Here is a 19611-nt window from a genome sequence, read left to right as displayed (position 1 = left end):
CCACCGCGCCCCCGGCGCCCGCCGGTGTCGCGCGGCGCGCCCGCCGCCCCGACGGCTGCTGGCCGCCGGGCGCCTGCGGTGCCGCGCCGTCCCCCTCGCCCGGACCGCCGCCCGTGGCGCCCGGCGCGCCACCGGTGCCGCGCGCCGGCTCCTTGGGGACCGGCATCACGGTCGTCGCGTTGTCCTGGTCCACGGGCACGCGCACCGCGCCCGTGCTGTCGTCGGTGTCCGCCCGCCCGGGTGCGAGCGGCTTGCCGTCGGCCGAGACGGGCACTTCGAGCACGTACGCGCTGCCGCCCATGCCGGGCATCTCGTGCGTCTGCAACACCCCGCCGTGCTTGCGGACGATGCCGCGCACGATCGGCTCGTGTACCGGATCGCCGCCCGGGTGCGGGCCGCGTACCTCGATGCGGACGACGTCGCCGCGCTGCGCCGCCGCCACCACGATGGTCGAGTCCCCGGGGGCGCCTGGCTGCCGCGCCGCCTCGGGGGCGCCGCCGGCGCTCGCGTTGCCGGTCGCGTCCAGCCCGGCCACGTCCGCGATGAGATGGGCGAGTGCCTGCGCGAGGCGTACGGGATCGACCTCGGCCTCGATCGGCGGCGCGTGCACCGCGAACTGGGCCCGCCCCGGGCCGATCAGCTCGATCGCGCCCTCGACGCCGGCGGCCACCACGCCCTCCAGCGAGACGCTCTCGCGCGCCAGCCGCTCCTTGCCCGAGGCCAGGCGCTGGTAGCTGAGGACGTTGTCCAGCAGCGTCGTCATCCGGGCGTACCCGGCGGCCAGGTAGTGCAGCACCTGGTTGGCCTCGGGCCACAACTGCCCGGCGGGGTCGGCGGCGAGCCCGCCGAGCTCGCCGCGCAGCTCGGTCAGCGGCCCGCGCAGCGACACGTCGAGCACGGCCAGGAGTTGCGCGTGGCGTGCGGCCAGCGCGTCGTACGAGCGCCGGTCGGTGAACGTCATCACCGCGCCGACGAGCTGGTCACCGTCCCGTACCGGCGCCGTGGTCAGGTCCACCGGCACCGCCCGCCCGTCCTTGGCCCACAGCACCTGCCCGCGCACCCGGTGCTTGCGACCCGAGCGCAACGTGTCGGCCAGCGGGGTCTCCTCGTACGGCAGCGGCGTGCCGTCCGCCCGGGTGTGCTGGACCAGCGGGTGCAGCTCCTGCCCGCCCAGGTCGCTGGCGCGGTAGCCGAGGATCTGCGCGGCCGACGGGTTGACCAGGACGACCTTGCCCTCGATGTCCACCCCGACCACGCCCTCGGCGGCGGCGCGCAGGATCATCTCGGTCTGCCGCTGCTGCCGGGCCAGTTCGGCCTCGGTGTCCAGGGTGCCGGTCAGGTCGCGCACGACGAGCATCAACAGCTCGTCGCCGGTGTAGCTGTGGTGGTCCACGTACGGGGTGCGGCCGTCCTCCAGGTTGGCGCTGGTCACCTCGACCGGGAACTGCAGGCCGTCGGTACGCCGCGCCATCATGCGGGTCGGCTTCGTGCGACCGCCCTCGCCGTGGTCGCTCGGGCGCATCGAACCGGGGATGCGCTTGGAGTCGAAGGACGGCAACAGGTCGAGCAACCCCCGCCCCACCAGCGCCGTGCCCGGGGTCTCGAAGGTCTCCAGGGCGATGTGGTTGGCGTTGACGACGGTGCCGTTGGCGTTGACGAGCAACAGGGCGTCGGGCAGCGCGTCGAGTATCGCCGCGAGGCGAGCAGCGCCTCGCGATGGCCTGCTGCTCACGACGACGCTTCCTCCCAGATCTACTGCTCCGTACGGACACCCCGGCGCCATCCTGCCGTTCACCCCTCGGGTGCCACTAGGGGAGGAGTCTACGGGCAGGCCCTCTCGGCGCGATGGCGGATGAGCACGAGCCGTGGCGCGCGCGGCGCACCCTGGGGCAAACCTCGTCGGGCCCGGCGCTCGCCCCCGAACCCGGACCAGCCCGGCCCCACGCCCCCTCCCGCCGCCGCCCCCACCACCCCCGAATCGACACCCGCACCCGTCCCGTACACCACGCCCACGAGTGACCGCGCCGCGCCAAACCTCCCCCGAAGCGACAGCGGACGGCCCGCGCGTCGGGGTGCGTGACAGCGGGCGTCGCGGCCCGCGATACGGGGGATCGCGTGGGAATCGCGGTAGGGGTCGGGGAACCACCGAAATGCGCACTTCCGCGTGGGGCCGCACCTCGCGGCCACGGACCCCGGGGCGCGGCGCCCCCCGTCAGGGTGGCGCGGCGCGCGGGCGGGCGCCCCCGAGGCGGTGAGGCGGGTCCCGGCCGGGGGCGAACGGTGCCCCTTACGCCGGGTTCGACGGGCCCCTACGGAGCGGCGGTGCGGCGGTACGGGGCGAGCCGGCGCGGCGATGGCGGGGTGTCAGAGAACGTGCCCCCGACCGGGACCGGGGTCCTGGGCGGGGGCACGACGCCCCGTGGCGGGTCCCGCGCGCGGGACCCGCGTCGGACGGGACGCGGTCAGGCCGTGGGCGGCGCGTCAGTCGCGCGGGGTGCCCAGCAGCTTCGCGAACTTGTTCCAGCGACTGATCTCGCAGCCGTCCGCCCGCGAGAAGTCGGCACGCACCGGGCGACCCGACCAGCGCCCGTCGACATGCGCGGTCGCGGGCCCGCCGTAGATCTTGGTGCAAGCCGTCCCCTTCGGCACCGGCGCGAACGGGTCGGCCCCCCACACCGTCTTCTTGGACACCTCGGCGCAGGCCGCCTCGGGGCTCGGGTGACTGCCGCCGGTCGGGTGGCAGTACAGGTCGTACGTCCGCGCGTCCGTGGCCTTGCCGGTCTCCGACACCGTGACGGTGAGGTGGTGCGCGGGCCCGGGCGCCGGAACCGGCAGCGGCTTGGCGGCGGCGTGTGGCGCGACGCCCAGTAAGGCGGGAACGACGGCCGCGGCGGCAGCGGCGGCGACGACGAGGCGGTGCGATGACATCTCTGGACTCCAGGGGATCGTGCGACTACGGGGCGCGGCGCGCCCTGGTCCCACTAACGCGCTGACACGGCCCGCGTTGCGCAAGAAGTCCGCCAACAGGCGACGAATCGCCGAAAAGCACCACAAAAACCACCCGTACGACCCCGATACGGCTTTGCCGCCCTGGCCGAGCGCCTAGTACCGTAGGCCGCGATTGGTGACAGCCCGCAGGGCTGTGCCATCATCTGCACACGCGCCACGCACTCGCGTGATCCGTGTATGGAGGCTTCGCCTAGTCTGGTCTATGGCGCCGCACTGCTAATGCGGTTTGGGGTAACCCCCCATCCCGGGTTCAAATCCCGGAGCCTCCGCACTTCCAAGGCCCCGTCCGTCTCGTACGGCCGGGGCCTTCGTGTTGCCCGCGAGCGGGTGTCGGCGGCTCCGGGCGCGCGTGGCGGGCGCGGTGGCGGCGGGCCCGGCTCGCGACCGGATGGCGCGCGCCTGTCGGGCGCGGGTACGCGCGGTGAGCGCGCGGAGGCGTGCCCGAGGCGTCGAGGACGCTCACATGGGGCGCCCGCGCGCTCGCGCCTGCCGCCGGGGCACCCTCGGACGTGGCGGGCCGCCACCACGCGCCGCGCTGGGCGACCCGTGGCGCGATGTCGGCCCTCGACCCCACCGACCGCCCGCGCGCCCGTGTCGCGCTCGCCCTCAGGCGATCATGTCCGGCGGGCATTTGTGCAGGTCAGGTTGGGTGAGGCGAATGGATTTCGCCTCCCGGCGCAGGTCATGTAATGTTGTTCCCGCAACGCCGACCGGGCAAGAAAACGCCGGGAAGCAAGCGCTCGTAGCTTAACGGATAGAGCACTTGACTACGGATCAAGAGGTTGCAGGTTCGAATCCTGCCGAGCGCGCAGCAGTCAGAGGCCCCCTCCACTCGGTGGAGGGGGCCTCTGGCGTATGCGATGACGGCCGACTGAGCTGACCGCGTCCCGGGGTGAGCCCGTGGCCTTGGGCTTCGAGACACGGTCACGGGCCGTGCCGCGTGGGCGGGGTCAGCGGGTGGCTTCGTCCATCAGGACGTAGAGCAGGCCGACGAGGGAGCCGCTGCTGACGACCTCGCGGCGGTCGATCATGTCCCGCACCCGAGGCAGCGGGACCCATTCGACGCGGTCGGACTCGTTCTTCTCCGTCGGCTCCCCGATGTACGTGGCCACGTCCGCGCGGAACACGTAGTGCTGCGAGTCGGTGATCCCGTTCGCGGGCTCGGCGTAGACCAGCGGTTTCAGGGGGCCAGGTCGCCAGCCGGTCTCCTCCTCGACCTCGCGGGCGGCGGCTGCCTCGGGCGTCTCGCCCTCCTCGATCAGTCCCATGGGCAGTTCCCAGGCCCACGCGTCGGTGATGAAGCGGTGCCGCCACATCATCAGGATCTCGCGCTGGTCGTTGACCACGGCCGCCACGGCCAGGTGCCGCAGCCGCACCACGTGATGCTCCCAGCGCCGCCCGTCCGGCTGCTCCACGTCGACCAGACACAGGTTCACCCAGGGGTTGGTGTAGATCTGCCGCTCGCCGTAGGTCTTCCATCGCATGGACGCCGCCCCTTCGCACCGGTGGGGTCAGCATCCCAGACGGTCAGGCCGGGGCCGAGCGGGGTGGGGGGAGGCGAGCGGGGCGCGTCGGGTGGGGCGGTCGTCGGCCGGCGTCCGGCCGGCGGGAGGCGACGTCGGCGCTGACATCGGCGTGACCGGGTGGCGGTGTGTTCGCGTCGCCGAAGGTGCCGGGGCGGGTTCGTCCGGGCGCGGGCCTGGGTGGTGGGTTCAGCGTCGTGGGGGGAGGTCGGGGGTGGCCTGGTCGGGTGGGTCGGTGGGCATCGTCGTGAGCACCCGGTGGTGCACCCGTCCCAGGGTGAGGACGAGGGTGACGAGGATCGCGTCCAGGATCAGTACGGAGGCCAGCGGCGGGAGGTGGACGGCGGCGACGCCGGCGACGGCGCAGGCGAGGCAGGCGAGCAGGCGGGCGCCCCAGGCCCGTCGGGTGGAGGCGTAGTACCACCACGCCTGCGTGATGACGTAGAGGACGGGGCCGCCGAAGAGGAGGAGGCCGAGAGTGGTGTCGCCGTGGCCGGTGGGGTGGCTGATGGCGAGTTCGGCGCCCACGGCCAGGGCGACGAGGCCGGCGAGCGTGGGGTACTGGCCGCTGACGGCCCGGCGGACCGGTAGCAGTTTGTCGGTCGTGGCGGCGACGTGCCGGGCCAGGATGTCCTCGCCGCCGTGGAAGTAGCTGGCGCACAGACACACCAGCGCGACGAAGACGCCGAGGCCGGCGGTCACGGTGGCCGCGTCGACGGGGGCCTTCGAGATGGCGCCGCCGATGGTCAGCACGGTCTCGCCGAGCTGGACGATGATGAACAGGCGGATGCGCTCCACCATGTGCTGCGCGTCGAACACGAGGTTTTGGGACAGGAGCCGGTCGCGGGGCAGCGGGTGGGCCAGCCACACCCCCGCCATGTCGATGGCCGCGGCCACCGCCCACCAGGCCAGCCGTGGCCCGTGGTCCACGGCCGCGCCGATCAGCCACAGGGGGACCGAGGCCACCGCCCACGCCGTCACGCGGCGGTAGTGGTGGCGTAGGACGGGCGTGGGGGCGGTCGTGGCGGCGGTGAGGTCGACCAGGAGCAGGATGGCGACCAGCGGGACGGCGAAGGCCCAGGGGCGGCCCGCGAAGGCGTGCGGGATCTGGGCGTTCATGAACAGCCCCAGGCCCATCACGGACAGCACCAGCCGCCGGGTCATGGGCCGCTCGACGTCCAGGAAGGTCGCGTCGAAGCTGGTCAGCGCCCAGAGGCTGAGGACGGCGACGAGCATCACCGCGGTCTCGCCGGCGCCGCGCCAGGAGAGTTCGGCGTGCAGGTGCTCCGCGAGCTGGCCGAACGCGAAGACGAAGACCAGGTCGAAGAACAGCTCCAGCGGGGAGACGCTGCGCCGGAGCGTCTCCCAGGACGCGCGGTTCACGCGGTCGCCGCGTCGCGCGGCGGTCTGGCGTCGATCGTCACAGGTTCACGATCCGGCTGGTCGGCGCGGTGCGCAACGCGTGGCCCGGGCCCGGGCTCGGGTGGCGCGGGACCGGGCCCACGCCACCCGGGGCGGCGGGCTCAGCCGGAGAGGGTGCTCTCCAGGGCGTCGAGGCCGTCGGCGTAGATGCCGGTGAAGAGATCGACGACCTCCTGCTCGGTGGCGTTGTCGGGCTGGAAGCGGCCGGACCACTGGACCTCGGCGACGTCGTCCCGGCCGGGCACCGTGTGGACCCGAATGGTGGAGACGTAGCCGTTGACGGGGAACGGCGCCTGGAGGATGGCGTAGCTGTAGTGGCGCTCGGTCTCGTTGAAGTCCACGAGGCGCTCGATGATCACCTCGCCCTCGGGGTTCCGCAGCCGGCGGACCCGGCCGCCCTCCAGGCTGGTGCTCTCGGGGATGTAGGGGAGCCAGTCGGGCAGCGCGTCGAAGCCGCCGATGAGGCTCCACACCGCCTCGGGCGAGGCCGAGACGGTACGGGAGACGGATGTGGAAGCCATGATCGCTTCTCCTGTGGTCGTGGGGGTGCGGGGGGTGGGGTCAGGCGCCGGCGGGCAGCGGGGCGGCCGGGCTGATGAGGTCGGCGGCACGCAGGTCCTGCCAGAACGCGGCGGGGACGTTCTCGTTGAGCGCGGCGACGTCCTCGGCGATACGGCTGGGGCGGGTGGCGCCGGGGACCGCGGCGGCGGACGCCGGGTGGGCCAGGGAGAACTGCAGGGCGGCGGCCTTGATGCTCACGCCGTGCCGCTCGGCCAGGGCCTTGATCCTGCTGACGCGCTCGACGATCTCCGGCGGGGCCTGCTGGTACTCGAAGTGGGCGCCGCCGGCCAGGACGCCGGAGCTGTAGGGGCCGCCGACGACCATGTCGACGTGCTGCTCCTGGGCCAGGGGCAGCAGCCGCTGGAGGGCGTGCTCGTGGTCGAGGAGGGTGTAGCGGCCGGCGAGCAGGAAGCCGTCGGGCTGCGGCTCGTCGAGGGCCAGGGTCAGCTCGATCGGCTCGGTCTTGTTCACGCCCAGGCCCCAGGCCTTGATGACGCCCTCGTCACGCAGGCGGGACAGGACGCGGAACGCGCCGGTGCGGGCCTCCTCGAACTTGCTCAGCCACGCGTCGCCGTGGAAGTCCTGGGCGATGTCGTGTACCCAGACGATGTCCAGGCGGTCGGTGCCCAGCCGCTTCAGGCTGCCCTCGATGGAGCGTTCGGTGGCCTCGGCGGTCCACTCGTGGAGGATCTTGTTGGGGTTGCCGTGCTCGAACAGGCCACCCTTCTCGCCGAAGTCGGGGACGTCCGTCTCGTGCTCGTCGAGGACGACGCGGCCGACCTTGGTGGACAGCACGTAGGACTCGCGGGGCTTGCCCGAGAGCACCTGGCCCAGGCGCTCCTCGGAGAGGCCGGCGCCGTAGAAGGGGGCGGTGTCGTAGTAGCGGATGCCCTGGTCCCAGGCGGCCTCGACGGTGGCGCGGGCCTCCTCGTCGGGGATCGCGCGGAACATGTTGCCCAGCGGGGCGGTGCCGAAGCCGAGACGGCCGGGGAGGATTTCCTTGAGTGACATGAGAGAGCCTTTTCGGGGTGGGGGGCGGGTGCGCGGCGGCGTCACCGGACGGGGCCGGAGCACCCGGCAGGGTCTACCTGTCAGGGCCCACGATCCGTTCGTGGCGCGCGTCGAGCGACTCGTGCGGGTGGAGGCGGCCGGCGCCTGGTGGGCGGATGAGCGAACCGGGTTAAATGCAGACGCGCCTTACATGCGTAGACAATAGTTGCAGACGCGGGTTAATGCAAATGGGTGGGTTTGGGTCCGCGACCGCCGCCCTGAGGGCCCGTGGCGGCCGGCCACCACGGGGAGCGGGCCGGTGGCCGGAGGTGCGCGTCTGACGCGCGGTGGGCGTCTCGGGGGTGGGGTGGCATGCCTGGCCTGGCGGCCCGGGGGCGGCACGGCGGAGGCCCGGGGGTGGCCCGGGGGTGGGCGCTGGCGCCGGCGGCGTGGGGCGTCGTGGCGGCGTCGCGCGGCGCGGGCTGTGGCGGCGCCCGGGTCTCGGCGGGAGGCCGTATGCCCCGGTGGGAGGCCGTACGCCCCGGTGGCGGGTGCTCGCGTCGATGACGTCGAGCCGCGTCGGCGCTGGTGGCGGCGGGTCGCCCGGGCGGTGGCGGTCGATGGTCGGCGGCTCCGCTCGCGAGCCGGCGGGGTGTGACGTCGGCGCTCGCGCGCTTCACGCCGCGCGGCTCGGTTGTTTGGTACGGCCACCGAAACGTGGGGTTGACTGTACGCGTCCAAGTTGGCTGACGGGAGGGAGCGCGGCGTGTCCATGTGGGTGCGGGGGGCCTTGACGGGAGCGGTGTTGGTGGCGGTGCTGGCTGGTTGTGGTGACGGGGGCGGAGGCGGGGGCGACGGTGGCTCGGGGCCGGGTGTCATCGGGGGGTCGGACGGCGACGGGCGGGCGCCCGCGCCCGTGCTGGGCGACGCGCGGCAGGTGAGCGAGGCGCTGCCCAGCCGGGTCAGCCTGGGCGAGGGGTGGGGGGCGACGCGCTCGCCCCGGGTACGGGACGGCGCCGAGACCGCCCGCGCGTGTCAGGTGTTCTCCGGAACGTCCTGCTCTGGCGTGCTGGCCGGCGGCGACACCAAGTTCATGCGAAACGGCCAGGCCGCGCACGCCGCCTTCGCGGAGTTCTCCATGTACGCGGTGGACACCCCCGAGAACGCGAAGGTCGTCTACGCGGCCATGCGCACGGCGACCGGCCAGAAGACCTACGGCGGCGTCACGCGGCTGAGCGTCGACGCGGGCGCCGACGAGACCCACGCGTACGCCGACGACGACGGCCCGCACGCGCTGGTACGCGTCGGCGGCGTCGTCGCCTTCGTGGAGACGCGGAGCGACGGGCTCGACGAGGCCGCCGCCCGCGACCAGCTCGAACGACTCGCCAGGGTGCAGGTCGAGCGCGTCAGAAAGGTCGCGGCGGGCGAGAACCCCGACGCCTGACCGCGCGGCGCGGGAGGCCGTACGGCATCGCCGCTGGCGGCGGAGCGACCTGGTGGGAAATGCTTTCCCGCGGGCGGCGAACGTTCTTTCTGCGCCGCGTTTTGTTTATTTGTCGCGGTTCGCAATGCGTTTGGGATGCATTCACTGAATTGTGGATGTGGTGTGGAGTGCGTCAACGCCGTGACGCGGTGCGCGTCGTGCGGGTGAATACCCTGGTCCTGGTATCCCAGTGTGGTCGTGCCGCGTGTCAAGGTGAATGCGCAGGGCGATAAAGCGCCTCCGCCTCGATACTCGCTAAGGAGTTTCGTTGACGCACCCATACCCGCAGCAGGGCTACCCGCCTCCGCCGCCGCCCGGGTACTACCCCCCACAGCCCCCGCCCGCCGGGTACTATCCCCCGCCCGGGTACTACCCCCCGCAGCCGCCGCCGCCCGGGTACTACCCGCCGCAGCCTCCGCCGCAGCCTGGCGGGGGGTACTACTACCCGCCGCAGCCCCAGCCGAGCGACGAGAAGACGTACCCGAAGCTGAGCGCGGCCACGGTCAAGGGTACGGTGCTGGGCCAAGCCCAAGCGCAGATGAGCGCGACGCTCGTGGACGGTGACGGGCAGCCGATCGCCAACCAGCCGATCTCGTTCACGCTGGCCAACGGCCGTCAGTTCGGCACGGCGGTGACCGACGCGACCGGCGTCGCGTACCTCGACAGCGGGTCGAACATCCTGGACCCCCTGACCTGGGTGAACGCCGTCGGTTCCGGCTACCAGGTGCACTACGCGGGTAACAAGAAGTTCATGCCCGCCAACGCACACGGCAAGATCGAGCCGGCAATCGGCTGACAGCCGGTTCGCACGGCAAGATTCATTCCGAATTTCGAGATTTCTCGTCATTCGGGGCGGGTCGGAATTTCTCACCCGTCATTATGCGGCGGCCTTTGGTCGGCTCGCGGTCCGATATTCGGATGCGGGGCGTCCGGGGGCCGCCGTCGTGTTTTTCGATGCGATCAAACGGGTTGGCGGAGCGGGCGGGGCTCGCGGGGCATTGGCAGGTTTGTGGGGCCGGAATTCGATATGAGGTGGATGGGGCGGATGGGGCCCGTGCGCGGAGGGGCGACAGGGCGCGGCCGGGGGTCGGGTCGGGATTTCCCTACCCGGGGTGGGGGTGGGAGCCGGATGGTCGGGGGTGGGCGCGGCTCGTAGCGTCGTGGGCGTTCGTCGGGAATCGCCTACGACCAGGGGGCATCATGGCGCGGGGTGGGGCGTGGGGAGCGGGTGCGGTGCGCGCGGGGGTGGCCGTGGGGACGGTCGTCCTGGCCGTGGGGGCGCTGGGTGGGTGCGCGTCGGGGGAGGAGAAGCACGAGCGGAAGTCGTTCGCGTACGGCGGCAGGCACCTCGTGGTCGACAGCGCGGACGCCGCACTGCGGCTGACCCCCTACGACGGGGACACCGTCGAGGTGGACCGGTACCTCAAGGGCCGCGCCACGGACGGGCCCCGGGGGCGGTGGAAACTGTCCGGCGACCGGCTGGAGCTGGGCGTCACCTGTAGCGGGATCACGGTGCGGTGCGGGGGCCGCTTCGAGGTCAGGGTCCCGCGCGGGGTACGGGCCGACGTGGCGGCGCACGACGGGTCGGTGCGGGCCACCGGGTTCGCCCACGACATGCGGATCACCAGCTCGGACGGGAGCGTCACGGTCGGCGGGCACCGGGGCTCACTGGACGTCAGGACCGGGGACGGCGCGCTGCGGGTCGAGGGCGTGACCGGGGCCAGCGTGCGGCTGGCGAGCGGGGACGGCGGGGTGTCGGCCACCGGACTACGGGTGCGCGTCTCGGAGTTGAGCGCGGGCGACGGCAGCGTCCGGGCCGTCTTCGAGCGGGCCCCGGAGTCGGTACGGGGTGTGGTGCGGGACGGGTCGCTGGTCGTCGAGGTGCCGGACGACGGGGAGCGGTACGCGGTGCGCGGCCGAACCGGCGACGGGTCACGCACCGTCAAGGTCGACCAGAGCCGCGACGCGCGCCGGGTGATCACGGCGTCGAGTGGCGACGGCAGCGTCACGGTCCGCAACGCCTGAGACGAGGCGCGCCGGGCCCGTTGGCGAGCCGGCCCAGCGCACCCCGGAATCGGGCCTCGGGCGGCCCTGACCTGCGACGGGAGAATCGATTTCCCTCTCCGGGGACATTGCCGTAAGGTTGCATTCACCGACGCGGGGTGGAGCAGCTCGGTAGCTCGCTGGGCTCATAACCCAGAGGTCGCAGGTTCAAATCCTGTCCCCGCTACTCGAAGATCGAGGGCCCGGCATCTGATGCCGGGCCCTCGATCGTTGACCGCCCCCGTCACGAGAAGCCGCCGGTTCGTCCCTGGTCGCGGACCGGTTCGTCTGGCACGGTTGCCGGCATGGATCTTGTGGGGGGCGCCGGCGCGGGCCGGCCGGAGGACGGGGACGCGCACGGCGCTGCCGGCGAGCGCGCGCGGGCCGACGAGCGGGAACGGGTTCGACGGTTCTGGTCCGAACTCGGGCTGCCGGGGCTGATCGACGCGCACACGCACTTCATGCCGGAGCGGGTGCTGGCCAAGGTCTGGGCGTACTTCGACGCCGCCGGCCCGCTGATCGGCCGCCCCTGGCCGATCACCTACCGGCACCAGGAGGACGAACGGCTGGCGACGCTGCGCGGGTTCGGCGTGCGGGCCTTCACGTCGATGCTCTACCCGCACAAGCCGGGTATGGCCGCCTGGCTCAACGACTGGGCCGCCGACTTCGCGGCCCGTACGCCCGACTGCCTGCACACCGCGACCTTCTACCCCGAGCCGGAGGCCGCCGCCTACGTGGACCAGGCGCTGGCCGGCGGCGCGCGGGTGTTCAAGTCGCATGTGCAGGTGGGCGCGTACGACCCGGCCGATCCGCTGCTCGACCCAGTGTGGGGGGCCGTCGCCGACGCCGGGGTGCCCGTGGTGACGCACTGCGGGTCGGGCCCGGCGGCGGGCGCGCACACCGGGCCCGGACCGATCGGCGCGGTGCTCGCCCGGCACCCGAGGCTGCGGCTGGTCGTCGCGCACCTGGGCATGCCCGAGTACGCGGAGTTCATGGATCTGGCCGAGCGCTATCCGGGGGTCCACCTCGACACGACGATGGTGTTCACCGACTTCACCGAGGAACTGCTGCCCTTCCCGCGCGCGTTGCGGTCGCGGCTCGCGGACCTGGGGGAGCGCATCGTCTTCGGCAGCGACTTCCCGAACATCCCGTACGGCTACGACCACGCCCTGGACGTCCTCACCCGGCTCGACCAGGACACGGCGTGGCTGCGCGCGGTCTGCCACGACAACGCCGCCCGGCTGTGGAATCTCGACGGGCCGGGGCCGACGGCCTGAGCGGCCGACCCACGGGGCTGGCGGGCGGGCCGTGCGTTCGCCGTGGGCGGTCAGCCCGCCAGACGGGTGTGGAAGTCGTCCTCGGCGGCCAGGAACCAGGTCTGGCGCCCCCGGTTGCTCTCGCGGACGAAGTCGCGGAAGGCCGCGCTGGCCTCGGTGTGCGCGGATATGTCGCCGATGACGGCCAGGCCCAGGCGGTAGTTGACGAACTTCTGGACGATGTCGCCGGCGACGCGCGTACGCAGCTCGTAGAAGGCCGGGGCGAGGCGGGTGGCGGGGATCTGGACCCACCGGGCGCCCTGGTAGGAGGCGTTGCCGATGAGGTCCAGGGCGTCCGCCTCGCCGGCGATGGGCTCGCCGTCGGCCGGGTAGACGAGGACGGGCACGTCGTGGATGGTGCGCAGGGTGCTCATGGGTGGCTTTCCTCGGGCGGCCGTGGGGCCGGGGGTGGGTGCGTCCCGGTGAGGCACGCGGGTCGAGTCGGGTACGCGGCCGGTGACCGGCCCCGCACCCAGGCCGGGTGGGGTGCGGGGCGGTGTGGCGGCGTCAGCTCTGGGCGGCCGTGGCCAGGGCGGCCAGGGCCGAGGCCAGCTCGGCGCGGGTGGGCTCGTGCGTGACGCGGCCCGTCGCGCGGTCGACCTTGGTGCCGAGCTCGGGGACGCGCAGACAGGCGTCCTCGACGATCCGCGCCCCCAGCTTGCCCAGGCTCTCGCGCAGGTGGTCGTAGGCGAACACGCCGCCGGCCGGGAGACCGGAGGCGGTGACGACGGCCGTGGGCCGGCCCTCCAGCGCGCCGGAGCCGGCCAGCCAGTCGATGGCGTTCTTCAGGACGCCGGGCATGCCGTGCGCGTACTCCGGGCTCACGAACAGCAGCGCGTCCGTGTCGGCCACGGCCGAACGCAGGGCGGCGACCGCCGGCTGTGGCGCCGCGCCCTCGCGGTCCAGGTTCTGGTTGAAGTGCGGGAGCGCTCCGATGTCGCCGTGCGTCGCCGTCCACGTCGACGGGTCGAGCGTTTCCAGCGCCGTGTCCAGGACCGCCGTGGTGGACGAGGGCGTGTGCAGGCTGCCGGAGATCGCGAGAATCCTCATGGGCCTGACGGTACGTGACGAGACGTCGTGCCGACCGGGCCTGTGGACAACTCCCGCCCGTTCCAGCCGTCGTGGCGCGCGGACGACCGTGACCCGCGCGGCTGGTACCCCCACCCGCCGCGTACGCGGGCCCGCTCGCGTACGCGGGCCCGCACGCGAGGAGGCGGGCCGGGCGGGAGTGGCGGGGCCGACCCGGGGGCGCGGGTCCGAACCGGGGCGGGGTGTCAGTCGGTCAGCGGCAGGGCCTCGGCCAGCGCGCGCCACTGCGCGCGGGGGAGCGGCGCGAGCTGGCCCTTCTCGCCGGGGGCCACCACCTGCACGGCGAGGTGGTCCGCGCCGGCCGCGCGGAACTCGTCGGCCCGCCGCCGGGCCGCCTCCGCCGTGCCGATGGCGAAGACGGCGTCCACCAGCCGGTCGCTGCCGCCGTCCACGAAGTCGTCCTGGGTGAAGCCGAGGCGCACCAGGTTGTTGGTGTAGTTGGCCAGCCCCAGGTAGAAGGTGAGGTAGGCGCGGGCGGTGGCGCGGGCCCGCTCGGTGTCGGCGTCCAGCACCACCTTGAACTCGGGGGCCAGCACCGCGTCGGGGCCGAGGGCGGCGCGGGCCGTGGCGACGTGCTCGGGCGTGGCCAGGTACGGCAGGGCGCCGAGGGCACGATCGCGGGAGAGTTCGAGCATCCTCGGGCCGAGCGCGGCCAGCGCGCGCTGCTCGCGTGGGACGGGGACGGGGGCGGTGTCCAGCGCCGTCAGGTACTCGCGCATGGCCGAGAACGGGCGGTTCGCCAGCGGATGGTCGCCCTTGTGCGCCATCTCGTCGTGGCTGACGCCGAGGCCGAGCAGGAAGCGGCCCCCGTACGCCGCGTTGACCTCCGCGTGGCGGGCGGCGACACCGGCGGCCGGGTGGTCCCAGACGCTGAGGATGCTCGTGCCCACGGTGACGCGATTCGTGCTGCTCAGCAGGGGGACGGCGTGGTCGACCGAGGGACTGCCGCCGATCCACAGCGTCCCGTACCCCAGCTCCTCCAGCTCGGCGGCGGCCTCGCCCACCTCGCCGGCGCGCGCCGGATCGTCCACGCGCAGCCCGAGCGCCCACACACCGACCCTGCCAAGACGTTCATGAAGTGCCATGCCCGGTACAGCGGCCCCGGACGTACGCGTATTCCGGCCAGCCGGGCGGTTCCTGGCGCGGCTGCGGGTGCGGGTGCGGCTGCTGCTGCGGGCGCGGGTTTGGGCGCGGGTGGGAGTGCGGGTGCGGGTGAGGGGCCGGCGGGGCCGGGTGGCCGGGCCGGAGTGGGTTCCGTGGCGTGCGGGCGGGCCTCTCGGGGGCGGCCCGGAGGGGTTCCGGGAGGGGTTTCTCAGGTGATTCACAGAAAGCCGCAAGGTCCTTCTCACGCTGCCGCCCCACGCTTGCGCCATGGCCACGTCCTCGCCCACCGGGCACACCGAGCTGTCCCGACCCGACGGCACTCCCGTGCGGGTCCTCGTCGTCGAAGAGGAGGCGCCGCTCGCCGAGTTGCTGGCGATGGCGCTGCGTTCCGAGCGCTGGGAGGTGCGGACGACGGGCGGCGGTGACCAGGCCGTGCGGGCGGCGCGCGCCTTCCGCCCCGACGCCGCCGTCCTGGACCTGACGCCGCCCGGCGCGCGCGCCCGCGCGCTGCTGGCCGGGTTGCGCCGCGAGGTGCCCGGTGTGCCCGTGCTGTTCCTGACCGCCGGGCAGCCCGAGCAGGAGCGGGTCGCGGGGCTGACGGCGGGCAGCGACGCGTATCTCGCCAAGCCGTTCGGCGTCGAGGAGGTCATCGCCGGGCTGCGCGGGCTGCTGCGGCGCGGTGTGGCGCCGGCCGCCCGGCCCGGCTCGCTGCTGACCGTCGGCGACCTGACGCTGAACGAGGACAGCCATGAGGTCACCCGCGCCGGCGTGTCGATCCGGCTCACGGCCACCGAGTTCGAGCTGTTGCGCTTCCTGATGCGCAACCCCCGGCGCGTGCTGAGCAAGGCGCAGATCCTGGACCGGGTGTGGAGCTACGACTTCGGCGGCCGGCCCAACGTCGTCGAGCTGTACATCTCCTACCTGCGGCGCAAGATCGACACCGGCCGCCCCCGGATGATCCACACCCGCCGTGGCATGGGCTACCTGATCAAGGAGGCGGACGCGGTGGCGCCGGTGGCCGGGTCCGCGAGCCCGCCCGTGGGAGCGGCGGCGCGCGCACGGGGCTGAGGCCGCGCCCCCCGGGGGGTGCCTCCACGTGTCGTATCCGGCGTCCGCGCCGCCCCGGTGGCGCGGACGCCGTGGCGTGCGCGGACCGGTTCGCGCCGCGTGAGCCGGTTCGCGCCGCTGTCCCCGTACGTGCCGCTGCCCCCCCGTACGCGCCGCTCGGGGCTGGTTCGCGCGCCCCCGGGGCTGGCTCGCGCCGCCCCGGGGGCGGCCGGAGCGGTCCGTCCTGTCCCGGCGAGGAGGAGGGTGGGGGAACCTCGGTCGGGTGGGGCTCAGCCGGACGAGGGCCCTTCGGCCGGGGGCGGGGTGGGGGGTTCGGCGGGGTCGTAGCGGCGGTAGGTCGCGGCCATCCTGGCGTCGGGGTCGAGGCGGCCCAGCAGCGCGGCGGCGATCTCGTGGAGCTGGTCGACCTGCTCGGCGGTGAGCGCGTCGATCACGTGCTCGCGGACGGTGGCGACGTGGCCCGGCGCGGCGTCCCGGACGGCCTCCCGGCCGGCCGGGGTCAGCCGGACGTTGGTGGCCCTGGCGTCCTGTGGGCAGGGGAAGCGCGCGACGAGGCCGCGTTCCCCCAGCCGGCGGATGACGTGGGACAGGCGCGGCAGCGTCGCGTTCGTCTGCGCCGCGAGGGCCGTCATCCGCAGGGTGGCCTCCGGCGCCTCGGAGAGCATCGCGAGGCAGTAGTACTCGAAGTGGGTGAGCCCCGCGTCGCGCCGGAGCTGGGAGTCGAGGACCCCCGGCAGCAGTTCGAGCACGGACGCCAGGCGCACCCAGGCGGCGCGCTCCCGGTCGTCGAGCCAGCGGACGTCGTTCATGGCCCCATCCTCTCCCCCATTTGATTGTCGCGACAACCTTTGAGTGTTAACGTCTTTGTTGAATCCGCAATCAATGGCGCGGGTGCGTGGGCGTGGCCTCCCGTGGTGAGGCACGCCAGCACGGCCGGCGCCACGAGGTGGGCCGCCGCTCCGCGCGGCGACGGGTCGGCAGCGCCGCCCCGGCCGACGCCCCGGCCCGCCCCGGTCACGCACCCCCAGGAGTCGCCATGACGCGCGAAGCGTTGAGCACCACCGCCGTCGCCGACGGCCGGATACCGGACCAGCACCCGTTCGCCGCGCACCTGCGCCGGGCCGAGGCGGCCGAGCGCGCCGGCGCGCACCGGGAGTGGAGCGCGGCGGACGGGGCGCTGCCGAGCCTGTATCTCAGCCACGGCGCGCCGATGCTGTTCGAGATGACCGACTGGATGACCGAGTTGCACACCTGGGCGCGGTCGTTGCCCAAGCCGAAGGCGATCCTGATCGTCTCGGCGCACTGGGAGTCGGCGCCGCTCGCGCTCAGCAGCACCGCGCCGCGCGAGCTGGTCTACGACTTCGGCGGCTTCGACCCGATGTACCAGCGGATGCGGTACGACACCCCCGTCGCCGTCGACCTGGCCGCGCGGATCGCCACGCTCATGCCGGACAGCGAACCGCTGCACGAACACCGCTCCCGGGGCCTGGACCACGGCGCGTGGGTGCCGCTGAAGATCATGTATCCGCGGGCGGACATCCCGGTCCTCCAGCTGAGCATGCCCACCCACGACCCCGACCGCCTGCTGGACCTCGGCCGCCGGCTCAGGCCGCTGCGCGAGGCCGGCGTCCTGGTGATCGGGTCCGGGTACATGACGCACGGCCTGCCCTTCCTCGACTGGTCCCGGCCCGACCAGGTCCCGGGCTGGTCGGCCGAGTTCGACCTGTGGGCCAAGGAGGCGCTCGCGCGCGGCGACGTCGACGAGCTGGCCGCCTTCCGTTCGCGCGCGCCCGGCATGCCCTACGCGCACCCGACGGTGGAGCACTTCACGCCCCTGTTCGTCACCCTCGGCGCCGCCACCGACCCGAGCGCGCCGCCCGAGACGGCCATCGACGGCTACGCGATCGGCCTGGCCAAGCGCTCCTTCCAGGCGGCGTGAGGCGCGCGGCCCGCACACCCCGGGCGCCCGGACCGGCCCCGGCCGGCGGCGGGTCGGCCGGGGTCGGTCCGGGCTGACGTGGCGAAAGGCGGCGGCCCATCCGGCCGCACGTCGCCCTGTACGGCGTAGAGGAGTCGCTTATACGGTGTACGTCGACGCGCGACGCTGTCGCGCGACGACGTACAAGGAGCTGCCCGTGGCCGCCGTTCCCCCTTCTCCCGACCGACACCGCTCGCCCGACCGCCCCTCGTCGGCCCCCGACCGCGCGTCGGCCCCGCCGGCCGTCGGTCGCCCGCCGCTGCCCGATCCGGCACCGCGCGCCGGCGGCGTCCCCGCTCCCGCCGGCCCGGCCCGGCACGCGGCGGCGCCCCCCGACCCCGAGGCCGAGCCCCCCGACCCGGCTCACGCCACCGCCTCCGCGTCCGAGGCCGAGCCACCCCCGGCGGTCCCCACGTCCAAGGCGGCCCCCGCGCCCGAGGCCGGTCCGCCCGGCCCGCCCGCCACGCCCGCGCCGGAGGAGGGCGGCGCGCCCGCCCGGCACCCCCGGCGCTGGCTGATCCTCGCCGTCATCTGCCTGGCCCAGCTCACCGTGTTGCTCGACAACACGGTCCTCACCGTCGCCGTGCCCTCGCTCACCCGCGAGATGGGCGCGAGCACCGCCGACGTGCAGTGGATGATCAACGCCTACGCGCTGGCCCAGTCCGGGCTGCTACTTACCGCCGGCAGTGCGGCCGACCGGTACGGGCGTAAGAAGATGCTGGTCACCGGGCTGGTGGTGTTCGGTATCGGCTCGGTGGCCGCCGCGTACGCGCAGAGTCCGGGGCAGTTGATCGCGGCCCGCGCCGGCATGGGCGTGGGCGGGGCGTTGCTGATGACGACCACCCTCGCCGTCGTCGTGCAGGTCTTCGCCGAGGACGAGCGGACCAAGGCCATCGGGCTGTGGGGCGCGGTCAGTTCGCTGGGCTTCGCGGCCGGGCCGCTGATCGGCGGCTCGATCCTCGACCACTTCTGGTGGGGCGCGATCTTCCTGATCAACGTGCCGGTGGCGCTGCTCGGCGTGGTCGCCGTGGTGCGGCTGGTGCCCGAGTCCCGCAGCGGCGGCGCGGAGCGCCCCGACCTGCTGGGTGCGCTGCTGTCCACCATCGGCATGACCGGCGTCGTCTTCGCGATCATCTCCGGGCCCGAGCACGGCTGGCTCTCCGCCCGGGTGCTGGTCGCGGCGGCCGTCGGGCTGCTGGCGCTGGCGGCCTTCGCCGCCTGGGAGTGGCGCGTCCCGTACCCGATGCTGGACCTCAGCTTCTTCGAGAACCGGCGCTTCGTCGGGGCCGTCACCGGCGGCATCCTGGTCGCCTTCGGCATGGGCGGCTCGCTGTTCCTGCTGACCCAGCACCTGCAACTCGTCCTCGGGTACGAACCGTTGGCCGCCGGTCTGCGCACCGCGCCGCTGGCCCTGATGATCGTCGTACTCAACCTGGGCGGCGTCGGCGCCCGGCTGCTGACGCGGCTGGGCACGCCGGTCACCATCCTGGGCGGGATGGGGATGATCGCCGGCGGCCTCGCGGTCGTCGGGCTGGTGGGCCGCGACGGCTACGGCGGCGTCTTCGCGGGCCTGGTGCTGATGGGCTCGGGGATGGCGGTGTCGATGCCGGCCATGGCGAACGCGATCATGTCGGCCATCCCGCCGGCCAAGGCGGGCGTCGGGGCGGGCGTCAACGGCACGCTGACCGAGTTCGGCAACGGGCTGGGGGTCGCCATCCTGGGCGCGGTGCTGGGCTCCCGCTTCGCCGCGCTGGTGCCCGCCGTCGCGGCCGGCGCCGGGTCGCTGCCCACCGCGCTGGAGCGGGTGCGTACGGAGTCCGACCGGGCCGCCGTGCACGACGCGTTCGCCAGCGGCATCGAGGCCAGCGAACTCGTCGGGGCCGGCGCCGTGCTGCTCGGCGGGGTGCTGGCGGCGCTGCTGCTGTGGCGAGCGGAACGCCTGGCGGCGCCCGGACGCGAGGCCGACGCGGCAGCTCGTGCGGCATAGCATCGGGTACGGACACCGGGCGGGGGATCGACGGAGGA

17 protein-coding genes and 3 tRNA genes are annotated in these 19611 nt (G+C 74.0%); 10 read left to right on the top strand and 10 right to left on the bottom strand.

The annotated features are described in order from the left end of the window. Nucleotides 1–1732, bottom strand: a 1732-nt coding sequence (locus ACFVFR_RS23705; protein WP_383704901.1) for a PAS domain-containing protein, incomplete at its 3' end; no start/stop codon positions are given. Between the two features lie 749 nt (nt 1733–2481). Next, on the bottom strand, nt 2482–2928 hold the full coding sequence (locus ACFVFR_RS23700; protein WP_383704899.1) for an SSI family serine proteinase inhibitor: 447 nt from the start codon (nt 2926–2928) through the stop codon (nt 2482–2484). Between the two features lie 260 nt (nt 2929–3188). Between ACFVFR_RS23700 and ACFVFR_RS23695 the strand changes: the two genes are divergently transcribed. Beyond that, nucleotides 3189–3278, top strand: a tRNA-Ser gene (locus tag ACFVFR_RS23695). 467 nt (nt 3279–3745) lie between these two features. Next, nucleotides 3746–3818 (top strand) — tRNA-Arg (locus ACFVFR_RS23690). A gap of 141 nt (nt 3819–3959) precedes the next feature. Here ACFVFR_RS23690 and ACFVFR_RS23685 read toward each other — a convergent pair. The 4 genes from ACFVFR_RS23685 to ACFVFR_RS23670 all read right to left on the bottom strand — a co-directional run bounded on the left by ACFVFR_RS23685 (nt 3960) and on the right by ACFVFR_RS23670 (nt 7526). Next, a complete protein-coding gene (locus ACFVFR_RS23685; RefSeq protein ID WP_383704897.1) occupies nt 3960–4493 on the bottom strand; it encodes an NUDIX domain-containing protein in 534 nt (177 codons plus the stop codon). A 228-nt stretch (nt 4494–4721) separates the two neighbouring features. Then, nucleotides 4722–5915, bottom strand: a complete 1194-nt coding sequence (locus ACFVFR_RS23680; RefSeq protein WP_383704895.1) for a low temperature requirement protein A — start codon at nt 5913–5915, stop codon at nt 4722–4724. A 140-nt stretch (nt 5916–6055) separates the two neighbouring features. After that, a complete protein-coding gene (locus tag ACFVFR_RS23675) occupies nt 6056–6475 on the bottom strand; it encodes an SRPBCC family protein (protein WP_383704893.1) in 420 nt (139 codons plus the stop codon). 40 nt (nt 6476–6515) lie between these two features. Further along, complete coding sequence (locus ACFVFR_RS23670) at nt 6516–7526, bottom strand: aldo/keto reductase (protein WP_383704891.1); 1011 nt, start codon at nt 7524–7526, stop codon at nt 6516–6518. A gap of 745 nt (nt 7527–8271) precedes the next feature. Here ACFVFR_RS23670 and ACFVFR_RS23665 point away from each other — a divergent pair. From ACFVFR_RS23665 to ACFVFR_RS23645, 5 genes are all read left to right on the top strand, one after another. Next, a complete protein-coding gene (locus ACFVFR_RS23665) occupies nt 8272–8949 on the top strand; it encodes a hypothetical protein (RefSeq protein ID WP_383704889.1) in 678 nt (225 codons plus the stop codon). A 307-nt stretch (nt 8950–9256) separates the two neighbouring features. Beyond that, entirely contained in the window at nt 9257–9784 is a 528-nt protein-coding gene (locus ACFVFR_RS23660; protein WP_383704887.1) for a hypothetical protein, read from the top strand. Nucleotides 9785–10221: 437 nt separating this feature from the next. Further along, the gene (locus ACFVFR_RS23655; RefSeq protein WP_383704885.1) at nt 10222–11013 is read left to right on the top strand and encodes a DUF4097 family beta strand repeat-containing protein; all 792 of its coding nucleotides are present in this window, start codon (nt 10222–10224) and stop codon (nt 11011–11013) included. Between the two features lie 131 nt (nt 11014–11144). Next, nucleotides 11145–11218: transfer RNA gene (locus ACFVFR_RS23650), tRNA-Met, on the top strand. A gap of 118 nt (nt 11219–11336) precedes the next feature. After that, complete coding sequence (locus tag ACFVFR_RS23645) at nt 11337–12308, top strand: amidohydrolase family protein (RefSeq protein ID WP_383704883.1); 972 nt, start codon at nt 11337–11339, stop codon at nt 12306–12308. A gap of 50 nt (nt 12309–12358) precedes the next feature. Here the strand turns inward: ACFVFR_RS23645 and ACFVFR_RS23640 are convergent, their stop codons facing one another. The 3 genes from ACFVFR_RS23640 to ACFVFR_RS23630 form a co-directional block, all read right to left on the bottom strand. Then, nucleotides 12359–12721: a DUF4180 domain-containing protein gene (locus tag ACFVFR_RS23640; RefSeq protein WP_383704881.1), complete on the bottom strand. Its 363-nt coding sequence runs from the start codon at nt 12719–12721 to the stop codon at nt 12359–12361. 133 nt (nt 12722–12854) lie between these two features. Next, complete coding sequence (locus ACFVFR_RS23635; RefSeq protein WP_383704879.1) at nt 12855–13397, bottom strand: NADPH-dependent FMN reductase; 543 nt, start codon at nt 13395–13397, stop codon at nt 12855–12857. 224 nt (nt 13398–13621) lie between these two features. Continuing rightward, nucleotides 13622–14521, bottom strand: coding sequence for a TIGR03620 family F420-dependent LLM class oxidoreductase (locus tag ACFVFR_RS23630; protein ID WP_383704877.1), 900 nt, complete (start codon nt 14519–14521; stop codon nt 13622–13624). Nucleotides 14522–14807: 286 nt separating this feature from the next. Between ACFVFR_RS23630 and ACFVFR_RS23625 the strand changes: the two genes are divergently transcribed. Further along, nucleotides 14808–15608, top strand: coding sequence for a response regulator transcription factor (locus tag ACFVFR_RS23625; RefSeq protein ID WP_383704875.1), 801 nt, complete (start codon nt 14808–14810; stop codon nt 15606–15608). A 269-nt stretch (nt 15609–15877) separates the two neighbouring features. Here ACFVFR_RS23625 and ACFVFR_RS23620 read toward each other — a convergent pair whose 3' ends face one another. Then, on the bottom strand, nt 15878–16417 hold the full coding sequence (locus ACFVFR_RS23620) for a MarR family winged helix-turn-helix transcriptional regulator (RefSeq protein WP_383704872.1): 540 nt from the start codon (nt 16415–16417) through the stop codon (nt 15878–15880). A 227-nt stretch (nt 16418–16644) separates the two neighbouring features. Here ACFVFR_RS23620 and ACFVFR_RS23615 point away from each other — a divergent pair, with 227 nt between their 5' ends. Continuing rightward, the gene (locus ACFVFR_RS23615) at nt 16645–17547 is read left to right on the top strand and encodes a dioxygenase (protein ID WP_383704870.1); all 903 of its coding nucleotides are present in this window, start codon (nt 16645–16647) and stop codon (nt 17545–17547) included. Nucleotides 17548–18100: 553 nt separating this feature from the next. Further along, complete coding sequence (locus ACFVFR_RS23610) at nt 18101–19573, top strand: MFS transporter (protein ID WP_383704919.1); 1473 nt, start codon at nt 18101–18103, stop codon at nt 19571–19573. Nucleotides 19574–19611: the final 38 nt, after the last annotated feature.

This window comes from Streptomyces sp. NPDC057702, assembly GCF_042799315.1.
Lineage (GTDB): Bacteria > Actinomycetota > Actinomycetes > Streptomycetales > Streptomycetaceae > Streptomyces.
The sequence above is the reverse complement of the archived record's forward strand: the minus strand, read 5'-3'. Positions and strand labels throughout refer to the sequence as shown.

Bases quoted from the DNA above. Each gene is read 5' to 3' on its own strand.
- ACFVFR_RS23620 (WP_383704872.1), bottom strand. From the start codon at position 16,417: ATGAACGACGTCCGCTGGCTCGACGACCGGGAGCGCGCCGCCTGGGTG.
- ACFVFR_RS23635 (WP_383704879.1), bottom strand. From the start codon at position 13,397: ATGAGGATTCTCGCGATCTCCGGCAGCCTGCACACGCCCTCGTCCACC.
- ACFVFR_RS23640 (WP_383704881.1), bottom strand. From the start codon at position 12,721: ATGAGCACCCTGCGCACCATCCACGACGTGCCCGTCCTCGTCTACCCG.
- ACFVFR_RS23685 (WP_383704897.1), bottom strand. From the start codon at position 4,493: ATGCGATGGAAGACCTACGGCGAGCGGCAGATCTACACCAACCCCTGG.
- ACFVFR_RS23630 (WP_383704877.1), bottom strand. From the start codon at position 14,521: ATGGCACTTCATGAACGTCTTGGCAGGGTCGGTGTGTGGGCGCTCGGG.
- ACFVFR_RS23700 (WP_383704899.1), bottom strand. From the start codon at position 2,928: ATGTCATCGCACCGCCTCGTCGTCGCCGCCGCTGCCGCCGCGGCCGTC.
- ACFVFR_RS23670 (WP_383704891.1), bottom strand. From the start codon at position 7,526: ATGTCACTCAAGGAAATCCTCCCCGGCCGTCTCGGCTTCGGCACCGCC.
- ACFVFR_RS23675 (WP_383704893.1), bottom strand. From the start codon at position 6,475: ATGGCTTCCACATCCGTCTCCCGTACCGTCTCGGCCTCGCCCGAGGCG.
- ACFVFR_RS23615 (WP_383704870.1), top strand. From the start codon at position 16,645: ATGACGCGCGAAGCGTTGAGCACCACCGCCGTCGCCGACGGCCGGATA.
- ACFVFR_RS23625 (WP_383704875.1), top strand. From the start codon at position 14,808: ATGGCCACGTCCTCGCCCACCGGGCACACCGAGCTGTCCCGACCCGAC.
- ACFVFR_RS23645 (WP_383704883.1), top strand. From the start codon at position 11,337: ATGGATCTTGTGGGGGGCGCCGGCGCGGGCCGGCCGGAGGACGGGGAC.